The organism is Variovorax xiamenensis (genome assembly GCF_050916385.1).
In the GTDB taxonomy this organism is placed as follows: domain Bacteria; phylum Pseudomonadota; class Gammaproteobacteria; order Burkholderiales; family Burkholderiaceae_C; genus Variovorax.
Genome location: NZ_CP139038.1, coordinates 4495704 through 4508113, shown reverse-complemented (window position 1 = coordinate 4508113; position 12410 = coordinate 4495704). Strand labels below are relative to the sequence as shown.

Below are 12410 nucleotides of genomic sequence, written 5' to 3'. Positions count from 1 at the left end.
AGACAAACCCATGTACCTGACCCAGGGCCTTCACCGGGCCGTGCAGCAGCGCCCCGACGCCATTGCCGTGCGCTTCGCCGGCCGCGCCCGGACTTTCCGCGACTTCGCCGAACGCGTGGCGCGCCTGGCCGGCGCGCTGCAGCGGTTGGGCATGCAGGCGGGCGACCGCGTCGCCATGCTGTCGCTCAACTCCGACCGCTATCTGGAGTACCAGATGGCCGTGCCCTGGGGCGGCGGCGTGCTCAACCCCTGCAACATCCGCTGGTCGGCCGCCGAGATCCTGTATTCGCTGGAAGACTCCGGCTCCGGCATCCTGCTGGTCGACGAGACCTTCCGGCCCGTGGTCGAGCAGATGCGAGGCCAGTCGAAGAGCCTGCGCGAAGTCGTTTACTGCGGCGACGGCCCCGTGCCTGCCGGCATGCACAGCTACGAGGGCCTGATCGACGCCGCGGCCCCGGTGCCCGATGCTGTGCGCCGCGGCGAGGACTTGGCCGGCATCTTCTACACCGGCGGCACCACCGGCTTTCCCAAGGGCGTGATGCTGAGCCACACCAACATCTGCAGTTCGGCGCTCGCGGCGCAGGCCGAGGGGCTGGCGCCGGCCGATGGTTGCTACCTGCATGCAGCGCCGATGTTCCACCTGGCCGACATGGGCCTGGCCACGCCGCACTGGTTCACGGGCAACACCCACACCATCATTCCGATGTTCACGCCCGAGGGCGTGCTCGACGCGATCCAGCGCGACCGCGTGACCAGCCTGCTGCTGGTGCCCACCATGATCCAGATGCTGGTGGATCACCCCGCGATGCGGGAGCCGCGCGACCTGAGCAGCCTGAAGAACATCACCTACGGCGCCTCGCCGATTTCCGAAGCGGTGCTCAACCGCGCGATGGAGGCTTTCCCGGGCGTGGGCTTCGTGCAGGCCTACGGCATGACGGAGCTGTCGCCCATCGCCACGCTCCTGCCCGCCGAACTGCACACCGCGGAGGGCCGCAAGCGCGGCAAGCTGCGCTCGGCCGGACGCGCCGCCGTGTGCATGGAAGTGCGCGTGGTCGACGCGGACGACAACGAAGTGCCGCGCGGCACCGTCGGCGAGGTGGCGGTGCGCGGCCCCAACGTGATGCAGGGCTACTGGAACAAGCCCGAGCAGACGGCCGCCGCGCTGCGAGACGGCTGGATGCACACCGGCGACGGCGCCTACATGGACGACGACGGCTTCATCTTCGTGGTCGACCGCATGAAGGACATGATCATCAGCGGCGGCGAGAACGTCTATTCGGCCGAGGTCGAGAACGCCATCAACCAGCATCCCGCGGTGGCCGCCTGCGCCGTCATCGGCATCCCGAGCGACGAGTGGGGCGAGGCGGTGCATGCCGTGCTGGTGCTCAAGCCGGGGCAGGGCGTGCAGCCGGATGAACTGATCGCCCATTGCAAGACGCTGATTGCCGGCTACAAATGCCCGCGCAGCGTGGCCATCGTCGATGCGCTGCCGCTCTCGGGTGCCGGCAAGGTGCTGAAGACCCGGCTGCGAGAGCCCTTCTGGCAGGGCCGGCAGCGAAGCGTGGCCTGAGCCCGTTCAATCTTTTTTCGAACTTCCAAGGAGCCTTTCATGAGTCAAGACGTTCACGTGGTCGGGGTCGGCATGATCCCGTTCACCAAGCCGGGCGCGAACCAGCCCTATCCGCAGATGGCCGCGCATGCCACCAACGCGGCGCTGAAGGACGCCGGCATCGGCTACGAACTGGTGCAGCAGGCCTACGTGGGCTACGTGTACGGCGATTCCACCGCCGGCCAGCGCGCGCTGTACGAGGTGGGCATGACCGGCATTCCGGTCGTCAACGTCAACAACAACTGCTCGACCGGCTCGACCGCGCTCTTCCTCGCGCGCCAGGCCGTGGCCAGCGGCGCGGCCGACTGCGTGCTGGCATTGGGCTTCGAGCACATGAGCCCCGGCGCGCTCGGCGCGGTGTTCAACGACCGGCCCAGCCCCTTCGACCACTTCGAGAACATCACCGACGAACTGGTGGGCAACGAGCAGGTGCCGCTCGCGCTGCGCTACTTCGGTGGCGCCGGGTTGGCGCACATGCAGCAGTACGGCACGCAGATGTCGACCTTCGCGAAGATCCGCGCCAAGGCCAGCCGGCATGCGTCGAACAACCCGGTGGCGCTGTTCCGCACCGTCGTCACCGAAGAAGAGGTGATGGCCGCGCCCGTCATGTGGCCCGGCGTGATGACGCGGCTGATGGCCTGCCCGCCCACCTGCGGCGCGGCGGCGGCCATCGTGTGCTCGCCCCGCTTCGCCGAGCGCCACGGCCTGGACCGCAGCGTGCGCATCAAGGCGCAGGCCATGACCACCGACCGTCCCATCACCTTCGAGAGCCGCGACATGCGCGAGGTGGTCGGCTTCAGCATGGCGCAGGAGGCCGCGCAGAAGGTGTACGACGCGGCCGGCGTCGGCCCGCAGGACGTGGACGTGGTCGAGCTGCACGACTGCTTCGCGCACAACGAGCTCATCAGTTACGAGGCGCTGGGCCTGTGCCCGGTGGGCGGCGCGGAGAAGTTCGTGGTGGACGGCGACAACACCTACGGCGGCAAGGTCGTCACCAATCCGTCGGGTGGGCTGCTGTCGAAGGGGCATCCGCTCGGTGCCACGGGGCTGGCGCAGTGCACGGAGCTGGTCCAGCAGCTTCGCGGCACGGCCGACAAGCGGCAGGTGGAGGGCGCGCGGCTCGCGCTGCAGCACAACCTCGGGCTGGGTGGCGCCTGCGTGGTGACGCTCTACGAACGCGTCTGAGAAAGGCCGGCAGATGATCGACAAGAAGTGGATCGGCCACGAGCTGCCCGCATCGGTGCTGCCCATCGAGCGCACCCGCCTGCAGTTCTTCGCCAAGGCCATCGGCGAGACCGACCCCGTCTACACCGATGCCGCCGCCGCGCGCGACGCCGGCTACCCCGACCTGCCCGCCCCGCCGACATTCCTGTTCGCGGCCGAGTTGGATTCGGGCGCCTCCGACCGGCTGCTGGCCGACCTGGGCATTCCGCTGTCGAAGCTGCTGCACGGCGAGCAGGGCTTCAGCTACCACAAGCCGGCCTGCGTGGGCGATACCGTGACGGTGCGCTCCACCATCACCGACATCTACGACAAGAAGAACGGCGCGCTCGAGTTCGTCGTGAAGACATCGCGCGCCACCAACCAGCGCGACGAGCTGGTTGCCGAACTGCGCGCGGTGATCGTCTGCCGCCATTGACGAAGGAACCCGCATCGATGAACGCACCGACCTACGACGCCGTGAAGATCGGCGACGAGCTGCCCGCGCTGCAGCTGCCGCCCGTGAACCGCACCACGCTCGCGCTCTTCGCGGGAGCCTCGGGCGACCACAACCCCATCCACATCGACACCGACTTCGCGCGCAAGTCCGGCATGCCCGACGTGTTCGCGCAGGGCATGCTGGGCATGGCCTGGCTGGGCCGGCTGCTCACGCAGTGGGCGCCGCAATCGCAGCTGCGCCGCTTCGACGTGCGCTTCCAGGGCATCACGCACCTGGGCCACGCGGTGCGCTGCGGCGGGCGGGTGATCGAGAAGCTCGAGCACGAAGGCGAGCGCTGCGTGCGCGTGGAAGTGCACAGCGCCAATCAATACGGGCAGACGCGCATCGCCGGCGAGGCGCTGGTCGCGCTGCGCTGAATCACATCGACAACGAAAGAAAAGAGACATGACACTCAAGCTCGACGGCAAGGTCGCCCTCATCACCGGTTCGGGCCGCGGCATCGGCCGGGCCATTGCGCTCAAGCTGGCTTCGGAGGGCGCGCGCATCGTCGTCAACGACCTCGACGCCGGGCCGGCGGAAGAAACGGTGCAGGAAATCCGTGCGGCCGGTGGCCAGGCCGTGGCCTGCACGGGCAGCGTGGCCGCGCCCGACTTCGCCGAACGCTTCGTCGGCACGGCGGTGGGCGAATTCAAGGGCCTGGACATCATCGTCAACAACGCCGGCTACACCTGGGACAGCGTGGTGCAGAAGATGACCGACGAGCAGTGGTACGCCATGATCGACGTGCACCTGACCGCGCCGTTCCGCATCCTGCGCGCGGCGCAGCCGGTGATCCGCGCGCTGTCGAAGGCCGAGACCGAGGCGGGCCGGCGCGTGGTGCGCAAGGTGGTCAACATCTCGTCGGTGGCGGGCCTCTTCGGCAATGCGGGGCAGGCGAACTACTCGGCGGGCAAGGCCGGCATCGTGGGCCTCACGCAGACGCTGGCCAAGGAGTGGGGCCGCATGAACGTCACCGTCAACTGCGTGGCCTTCGGCTTCATCCAGACGCGGCTGACCGCGAGCACGGCCGAGGCATCCACCGCGAACATCGAGGGGCGAGAGATCAAGGTGGGCATCAACCCGGGCCTGCTGGCGATGATGGAGCAGTCGATTCCGCTGGGGCGCGGCGGCACCCCCGAGGAGGCGGCCGGCGCGGTGTACCTGTTGTGCGCACCCGAGTCGGACTACGTGAGCGGCCAGACGCTGATGTGCAGCGGCGGCCTGACGGGCATCTGAGCATGGAGACCGCCGAGGGCATCGCCTGGGGCGTGGAGGAGGGCGTCGGCCGCATCGTGCTGAAGCGGCCGGAGCGCGCCAACGCGATCGGAGTCCGCAGCAGCCGGGCGCTGGTGCGAGCCATCGACGAAGTGCTGGCCCGCAAGCCGCGCGTCGTCTTCCTGACCGGTGAGGGGCGAGTGTTCTGCGCGGGAGGCGACATCGGAGAATTCGTGGCAGCCGGTGAGGCGCTGCCGGCGCTGGTCGACGAGATCCTCGACGGCCTGGATCCGGCGCTCTTGCGGCTGTCGAACAATCCGGCGCCGCTGGTTGTCGCGGTGAACGGCTCGGTCGGTGGCGCGGGCGTGGGGCTGGCGCTATGCGGTGACTTCGTGCTCGCTGCCGAATCGATGAAGTTGCGCACGGGCTATGCGGCGATCGGGCTGTCGCCGGATGCAGGCGCTTCGTATTTCCTCGTGCGTCGTGTGGGGCCGGTGCGTGCGCAGCAGTTGCTGATGCTGAGCGATGCAATAGACAGCCGGCGCTGCCTGGCATGGGGTGTCGTCGACGAACTTCATCCGGATGCCGAGCTCGCAGGCGCCGCCGAGGCACTCGCCACGCGGCTCGCCCAAGGCGCCAGCGGGTCGTTCGCGGCGATCAAGACCCTGTGTGCCGGTGCACCCGGCCGGCCTTTCGCAGAGCACCTCGCGCTGGAACACAGGCTGCTGCGCGAGCGTGCAGGCAGCGCGGATGCGCGTGAAGGCGTGGCCGCCTTCGTGGCGAAGCGCCCGCCGCGCTTTACCGGAGCCTGAAGGCGTCGCCGGATTCAGCTGTTGCGCTTGAACAGCTTCGCGATGCCCCACAGCGCCGCGCCGCCGGCCACCACCGCCAGCTTCGCGAACTTGGCCAGGAAGGCCGCGATGATCGCGAACAGGCCCAGCTTCTTCACCGCCGCGCCGGCCACCAGTGCTGCCAGGCCGTACGCGGCGACCTTGTCGGTGGACGAGTTGAAGTCGGCGTACTTCTTTCCGTCGTCGTACTGGATCGCGCCGAGCAGCTTGCTCGCGTCGGGCTTGTACTTGTCGAGGTCCTTCGCGTTGGTGATGAGGTTCAGGCTCAGGTAGCCCTCGCGGCCCAGCGCGTAGGTGTTGTAGTTGACGCCCTGGTTGCCGTCGGTGGCGCCCTTGCGCTTCGACAGCGCGGACCACACGAGGCGGTGCGAGGAGGCGTCGTACTGCGGCTTCTGCGCCCAGCCCGTGACCTCGATGGACGGGATGCCGCGCTTGGCGCGCTCCTCGTTTGCGGCCTCGGTGCCTTCCCTCAGGCTCTTGAGCAGGTCGTCGGCGTTCCAGTCCTTGGCGTCGTCGTCCTTGATGTAGCCCTCCTTCACGAACTTCACCACGGCCATCCAGTCGGCGTCGTCGGCGGGGAAAATCGCGCCGATGAAGGTGTCGTCGGTGCGGTTGCCCATGCTGCGCATGAGCTGCGCGGCGGCGGGCGTCGGCACCCACACGTAGCCGGCGGGCAGGTGCAGCTGGGCCTGGTCGCGCAGGGTGATGTCGACAGGGCCGACTTTCTGCACGGCCTTGGCGGCCTTGAATGCGGCGTCCTGTTCGGCTTCGAGCGAGCTGGCCGTCGAGGCTTGGGCGGATGGGGGGGACGGGGTGGGCGCGGTGGTGGTGGGCGATGCGGCTTGGCTGGTTTGCGCCACGAAAGCGGCGCACGCGAGCAGCACGCCGGCCGTCAGGCGGGCGGTTTGAATACGCAAGTTCTCTCTCCTCGGTTGTTATCAGTCTGGTGAGCCGAGGGAGTTTAAAGAACTCAGGTGTCGCTCCACTTCCGCAGAAGGTTGTGATACGTGCCGGTCAGCGTGCGGCGGGCAGATTCGTCGGCGCCGCTCTGGTTGAGGCGCTGGATGGCGTTGTCCATGTCGAACAGCAGCGCGCGGTCGCCGGCGTCGCGCACGAGACTCTGCACCCAGAAGAAGCACGCGAGCCGCACACCGCGCGTGATGGGCGTCACCTGGTGCAGGCTGGTGGCGGGGTAGAGCACCATGTCGCCGGCCGCGAGCTTCACCGTCTGCATGCCGTGGGTGTCTTCCATCTGCAGCTCGCCGCCGTCGTAGCTGTCGGCCTCCGACAGGAAGATCGTGGCCGAGAGATCGGTGCGCAGCTTGCGGCCGGTGCGTGGGTCGATGCGCACGCCGCCGTCCACGTGCAGGCCGAAGCGCATGCCTTCGCCGTAGCGGTTGAACATCGGCGGGTACAGCAGGTTGGGCAGTGCCGCGCTGATGAAGGTCGGATGCCGCTCGAGCGCGCTTGCCACGATGGACTGGCATTCGAACGCGACCTGCGAGCCTTCGTCGATCTGCTGGTTGAACTTGACCGGCGCGCCCTGGTGGCCGGCGGTGACGCGGCCGTCCACCCAGGCGTCGCCCGCTGCTTCGAGGCGCGTGCGGACCGCCGCGAGCGCCTCGCGGTCGAGGATGCCGGGAATGCAGACCAGCATGGCGTGTCTTTCTCTGCGATGCGTTTCCGAGGCCCTGTCAGAGCCGGTAGGTGAACGACAGCGTGGCGGCTCGGCCCGAGCCCGGCACCGCGCGGCCGCCGTCCGAGGGGATCAGCGCGTCGTAGTAGTGCCGGTTGGCCAGATTGAACAGGTTCAGCCGGATGTCGTACTTCGGCTGATGGTAAGCCAGCATCGCATCCAGCCGCACGTAGCCGCCGACCTGCACGAGATCGGTGTTGTTGGCGAAGCGCTTCGCGCTGTAGGTGGTGCCGCCGCCGATCTCCCATTCGGGCGTGATCGCGTAGGTGGCCCACAGGCTGGCCGCGTCCTTCGGCGTGTTGGCGGGCACCTTGCCGAGCGTGCCGGGCGCGATGCCGTCGACGATGGTCGCGTCCAGGTGCGTGTAGGCGCCGAAGAGCTGCAACTTGTCGGTGACGCGGCCCGCGACGCCGGCGCGCGCGCCGTTCACTCGCACCGTGCCGGTCGCGCTGTAGGTGCCGTCGCTGTTCTGCGAGCGTGCGTTGGTCTGCGTGATCTGGAAGGCCGCGGCCGTCAGCGAGAGGTTGCCGTCGTTGAAGTCCCACTTGCCGCCGAGCTCGTAGGCCTTGTTCTTCTGGGGCGGCAGCGGCTGCGTGGCGCCGGTGGTGGCCACGAGCTGCTCGAGCGAAGGGTTGAACGAGGTGCTGTACGACACGTAGTACGACTGCTCGGGCGTGGGCTGCCAGATCGCGCCGGCGCGCACGCTGGTGAAGTCGACCGTCTGGCTCTCGGTGGCGAGCGTGGTCGAGGTCGGGATGCTGTTGTAGATGCGTGCGCTGTAGTGGTCCTGCCGCACGCCGGCCACCAGCTTCCACTGCGGGCTCAGCTCGATGGTGTCGTTCACGTAGCCCGCCACGGTGGTCGCGTGCGCGGTAGCCAGGTTGCCGGGCAGCGAGGGCGCGGTGGCCGGCGTGTCGCCCTGGTAGGGCGCGAGCAGCGGAGAGCAGGTGGCATAGCCGCTGGTGCCGCCGGCCGGGTTCAGCGCCACGCCCGCGCAGGTGCCGTTGCGGTAGTAGGCCTGGTTGGCGTAGGTATCGTGGCCCAGCTCCAGGCCCGCGAGCAGCGTGTGCTTGATGGAGCCGGTGCTGAACTTCGTGTTGAGCTCGGTCAGGTTGAACAGCGACTTGTCGCGGATCGTGCGGTCGTGGCTCTGCTGCCGCACCCACAGGCTGCTCAGTGGCAGCGAGGAGAACGCGGCCGCCGGCACGGCCGTGGTGCCGGTGGAAAACGGCGTGAACACGCCCTTGGCCGACAGCGTGCCGATGCTCTGCGGCGCGGTCTCGCGCGCATCGGTCGTCACGTCGTTGTACTGGGTCTGGTTGCGGATCGAGGTGTCGGGCGTGAGCTTGTGCTGCACCACCGCGCTGAAGGCCTGGATGTCGGAGATCGTGCGGTCATCCTTGAAGCCGTAGGCCGTGTCGCGGTCGACCTTCACCGGATGGCCGTTGAGCGGCGGCAGGCCGTAGTCGGGCTGGTCGCGGTTGTGCTGCACCAGCGCCGAGAGCGTGACCTGCGTGGGCGTGTTGATGCCGAACTTCAGCGAGGCGTCGAGGCCGAAGTCCTTCAGCTTGGTCTGCTCGCGCGTGCTGGCGTCGCCCTGCTGGCCCATGGCCGCGATGCGGAAGGCCGAGGTGTCGGACATCGGGCGGTTGATGTCGATGGTCGAGCGAACGAGCCCGGTGGTGCTCGCCGACACCGAGACCTCTCCCGAGGGCGTGAGCGAAGGCTTCTTCGTGACCTGGTTGATCACGCCGCCGGTGGAGCCGCGCCCGAACAGCATCGACGACGGGCCCATCAGCACCTCGACCGACTCGAGGGCGAAGGTGTCGCGGTAGTACTGGGCGCGGTCGCGGGCGCCGTCGAGGTAGATGTCGGTGCGCGCCGAGAAACCGTTGAGGTTGATGTTGGTGCCGATCTGCCCGCCTTCGGCACCGCCGATCGTCAGGCCCGGCACGTTGCGCAGCGCGCTTGCCAGCGAGGTCGCGCCCTGCGACTGCATCACCGCCTGGTTGATCACCGTGATCGACTGCGGCGCGTCGCGCAGGTCGGCCGGCAGGCGGTTGAGCGACGAGGGGTTGGCGCCGAAGCTGCCCTTGTCCTGCGCGCCCTGGACCTGCACTTCGCGCAGCGTGCCGGGGACGGAGGTGCCGGGGGCCGGGGAGGGCGTGGAGGCGGCAGGTTGCTGCTGATCCTGTTGTTGCTGGGCGAACGCCGTGGAGAAAGGCGAAGCGCAAAGCCCGATCAGGGCGAGTGCGATGGGCGTGCGGCGGCGCATCGGGCGGGAGAAACGGGTCATCGTGAAGCCTTGGAGGCTGCAAACAAAAGCAGCACGGGCCGGGATTCTGGCTGCGAATGACTCTTGTTTGTAGCTTTCCTCGGCCGGGTGTTTGGCCGGGGAGACAGCCTGCCGTCTTTACCTGCAAGGTCAGGTGGAAGACAGGTTTTCGGGCGTTGGTGTCGCCCGCCGTGAACCTCTCGGCCCTATTTCCAGGGCGTAGGCGCCGGCACCTCGCACACCGGCTCCACATCGACGCTCTTGAAGTCCGCAGGCGAGACGATTTCCAGGTACTCCATGTCCGGCGAGTAGTCGAACAGGAAGTGCCGGATGCCCGGGCGCTGGTGCACTACGTCGCCGGCTTCGACCAGGGTTTCCTTGTCCTCGTACATGAAGCGGGCCCAGCCCTTGACCATGATCACGATCTGGAAGTCCGCCTCGTGGCGGTGCCAGCCGGTGCCCGTTTCCGGTGCCATGTTGGCCTTGACCAGATGCGCGATCACCTTGCCGTTGGTGGCTTCGGCGACACCCAGGTCGCGATAGAGAAAAAAGTCACGCAAACCGCCCGACACGAACTCGGTGTCGCCGGGCTTCACATGGGAAAACTGGGTGGCGGTACGGTCCAGCATGGGGCGCTCCTTCGCAGGTGGTGGGTGTTGCGGTGCAACACGCATAAAGCGTTCCCGGACCGGGCCCTTCGCCGCAGCTCGTGCGCAAGCGAAGGGGCCAGAGTTCAGCGGCCTGCGAAGCCGTCGGTGGCGCGCAGCAGCCGGTCGAGGATGCCGGGCTCCGAGTAGGCGTGCCCCGCGCCCTCGATCAGGTGGAACTCCGCCTCGGGCCAGGCCTTGTGCAGCGCCCAGGCGTAGCGCGCGGGGCAGGGCATGTCGTAGCGGCCGTGCACGATCACGCCGGGGATGCCGTGCAGCCGGTGTGCGTCGCGCACGAGTTGGCCTTGCTCCAGCCAGGCGTCATGCACGAAGTAGTGGTTCTCCAGCCGAGCGAAGGCCAGCGCGAAATGGTCTTCGGCGTGCGCTTCGGCAATGGACGGGCTGGGCAGCAGGGTGATGGTCTCGGCCTCCCACACGCTCCAGGCGCGGGCTGCCTCGATGCGCGCCACCGGGTCGTCGCCGGTGAGCCGCTTGCGGTAGGCGGCGATCATGTCGCCGCGCTCGGCCTCGGGAATGGGCGCCTGGAACTTCTCCCACTTGTCGGGGAACATCTCCGACACGCCGAACTGGTAGTACCACTGCAACTCCGAACGGGTCACGGTGTAGATGCCGCGCAGCACCAGTTCGCTCACGCGTTCGGGGTGCTTCTGGGAGTAGGCGAGGGCGAGCGTGGAGCCCCACGAGCCGCCGAACACCAGCCACTTGTCGACACCGGCGCGCTCCCGCAGGCGCTCGATGTCGGCGACCAGGTGCCAGGTCGTGTTGGCTTCCAGACCGGCATGCGGCAGCGAGCGGCCGCAGCCACGCTGGTCGAACAGGGTCAGGTCGTAGCGCGCCGGATCGAACAGCCGGCGATGCTCCGGCGAGATGCCGCCGCCGGGACCGCCGTGCAGGAACACGGCCGGCTTGGCGCCGGGCGTGCCGCAGCGCTCGTAATAGATCTGGTGGCCGTCGCCCACGTCGAGCATGCCGCTTTCATAGGGTTCGATCGGCGGGTACGGCTGGCGCAGTTCAGTCATCGGGTGCTTCCTTTGTGTGTCTGTCGATGGATCACGGCGCAAGCATCGTCGCATGCCCGGAGCGAACCTGGGGTGCGGCGTCTGCCGCCAGCCGGAGAAGATCGTCGACTTCCCAGTGATCGTCGGCATGCTCGCCGTAATGCGCCGCGACGATGCGGCCGTGCGCGTCGACGAGAAAGTCCGCCGGCAGGCCGAGGATGCCGTTCTCGGCCTTGCGATAGAAGCGGCCCATGGCGAGCACCCAGCGCATGCCGCTCCAGAAGACGCGAGGGTTGAGCAGCGCGCGCCAGGATGTTTCGACACCGTAGGCGCGATAGAAGTCCTTGCGCGCATCGGCGACGCAGTCGAAGGGCAGCTGGGCCTGGTACTTCAGCATCTCTTCGCGTGACGAGTGGAAGAACACCACCTGCCGTATACCGGCTGCGGCGATCTCCGCCTGGCGACGGGCCATGAGCATCAGGTGGAAGTTGCACACCGGGCAGCCTGCGAACCGGCGGAACTGCAGGTGCAGGTACTGCGTTGTCGTGCCGGGGATGTCGAGGGATTCGCCGTGGATGGTCTGCGTGCGAATCGGCGGAGCGAAGGATCCTGGGAGCAGCTTCATGGGAGTGATGGCTGGGTTGATGGAGTCCGTTCAATTTAAACGTACGGTGTACGTATATCAATATAATCAAGCCCATGAGTTCCAGTCAATGAGGATCCGATGGGAAGACCCGCCAAGTTCACGCATGCGCAGTTGCAGTCGGCCGCGCTTCGGCTGCTCGATCGCGAAGGGCTTTCGGGCCTGTCGATGCGCGCCCTGGCCGACGAGCTCGGCACCGGAGCCATGACGCTCTACAACTATGTGCCGCAGCGCGAAGCCATCAATCTGCTGGTCGTGGAAGCGGTGATCGCCGAAGCGCGCTGGGAGCGCCGTCCGGATGTCGACTGGCGGGAAGAGGTCCGAGCCATTGCCACGGCGCTGTGGCAGGCGGTGCGTTCGCACCCGCATGCGATTCCGCTGATTCTCACGCGCCGCAGCCGCGCGCCCGCCGTGTTCGAGATCACCGAGGCACTGCTGGATGCCCTGGCGCGAAGCGGCCGTTCGGGCCCGAGCTTGCTGGTGGCGTTCCGTGCGGTGTCCGCACTGATCATGGGCCTGGCGCAAGCCGAACTGGCCGGGCCGCTCTCGCTGCAGGCGGCGGAATCGGCGGACGACACCATCGCGAGGTTTCGCGCGCTGCCACCCGAGCGCTTTCCGCACCTGATAGAGATCGCCTCGGCTGCCATCGAAAGCACCGCCGAGGAAGAATTCAACGAAGGCCTCGACCTGCTGCTGGCCGGCCTCGATCACGGAAGCAGTTCCGGAAACACGGCTTGACGAGCTCTCGAGCCTTCC

The 12410-nt window shown here is 68.0% G+C and carries 13 protein-coding genes; 7 read left to right on the top strand and 6 right to left on the bottom strand.

Features of this window, described 5'->3' with window-relative positions; translation table 11 throughout:
* Nucleotides 1-10: 10 nt before the first annotated feature.
* From SFB74_RS20565 to SFB74_RS20540, 6 genes are read left to right on the top strand one after another with little or no spacing between them, the layout of a single operon-like run.
* Nucleotides 11-1570, top strand: a complete 1560-nt coding sequence (locus tag SFB74_RS20565; protein ID WP_432726138.1) for a long-chain-fatty-acid--CoA ligase — start codon at nt 11-13, stop codon at nt 1568-1570.
* A 39-nt stretch (nt 1571-1609) separates the two neighbouring features.
* Complete coding sequence (locus SFB74_RS20560; RefSeq protein ID WP_093201302.1) at nt 1610-2794, top strand: lipid-transfer protein; 1185 nt, start codon at nt 1610-1612, stop codon at nt 2792-2794.
* Nucleotides 2795-2807: 13 nt separating this feature from the next.
* A complete protein-coding gene (locus tag SFB74_RS20555) occupies nt 2808-3248 on the top strand; it encodes a MaoC family dehydratase N-terminal domain-containing protein (protein ID WP_432726136.1) in 441 nt (146 codons plus the stop codon).
* 17 nt (nt 3249-3265) lie between these two features.
* Nucleotides 3266-3685, top strand: coding sequence for a MaoC family dehydratase (locus tag SFB74_RS20550; RefSeq protein ID WP_432726135.1), 420 nt, complete (start codon nt 3266-3268; stop codon nt 3683-3685).
* 28 nt (nt 3686-3713) lie between these two features.
* Entirely contained in the window at nt 3714-4544 is an 831-nt protein-coding gene (locus SFB74_RS20545) for an SDR family NAD(P)-dependent oxidoreductase (RefSeq protein ID WP_432726134.1), read from the top strand.
* 2 nt (nt 4545-4546) lie between these two features.
* Entirely contained in the window at nt 4547-5335 is a 789-nt protein-coding gene (locus SFB74_RS20540) for an enoyl-CoA hydratase/isomerase family protein (protein ID WP_432726133.1), read from the top strand.
* A 14-nt stretch (nt 5336-5349) separates the two neighbouring features.
* Here the strand turns inward: SFB74_RS20540 and SFB74_RS20535 are convergent, their stop codons facing one another.
* From SFB74_RS20535 to SFB74_RS20510, 6 genes are all read right to left on the bottom strand, one after another.
* Entirely contained in the window at nt 5350-6291 is a 942-nt protein-coding gene (locus SFB74_RS20535) for a DUF2167 domain-containing protein (RefSeq protein WP_432726132.1), read from the bottom strand.
* Nucleotides 6292-6344: 53 nt separating this feature from the next.
* Nucleotides 6345-7031, bottom strand: a complete 687-nt coding sequence (locus tag SFB74_RS20530) for a Fe2+-dependent dioxygenase (RefSeq protein WP_432726131.1) — start codon at nt 7029-7031, stop codon at nt 6345-6347.
* Between the two features lie 37 nt (nt 7032-7068).
* Nucleotides 7069-9366, bottom strand: a complete 2298-nt coding sequence (locus SFB74_RS20525; RefSeq protein ID WP_432726130.1) for a TonB-dependent receptor — start codon at nt 9364-9366, stop codon at nt 7069-7071.
* A 185-nt stretch (nt 9367-9551) separates the two neighbouring features.
* Nucleotides 9552-9974, bottom strand: coding sequence for a cupin domain-containing protein (locus SFB74_RS20520; RefSeq protein ID WP_093201273.1), 423 nt, complete (start codon nt 9972-9974; stop codon nt 9552-9554).
* Between the two features lie 104 nt (nt 9975-10078).
* Complete coding sequence (gene pip, locus SFB74_RS20515) at nt 10079-11032, bottom strand: prolyl aminopeptidase (RefSeq protein ID WP_432726129.1); 954 nt, start codon at nt 11030-11032, stop codon at nt 10079-10081.
* Nucleotides 11033-11063: 31 nt separating this feature from the next.
* Complete coding sequence (locus SFB74_RS20510) at nt 11064-11636, bottom strand: AhpC/TSA family protein (protein ID WP_432726128.1); 573 nt, start codon at nt 11634-11636, stop codon at nt 11064-11066.
* Between the two features lie 99 nt (nt 11637-11735).
* On the opposite strand from SFB74_RS20510, the gene SFB74_RS20505 reads away from it, so the two are divergent.
* Nucleotides 11736-12392 carry a TetR/AcrR family transcriptional regulator gene (locus SFB74_RS20505; protein WP_432726127.1) on the top strand — a complete coding sequence of 219 codons (657 nt, stop codon included), beginning with the start codon at nt 11736-11738 and terminating at the stop codon, nt 12390-12392.
* The last annotated feature ends 18 nt before the right edge of the window (nt 12393-12410 follow it).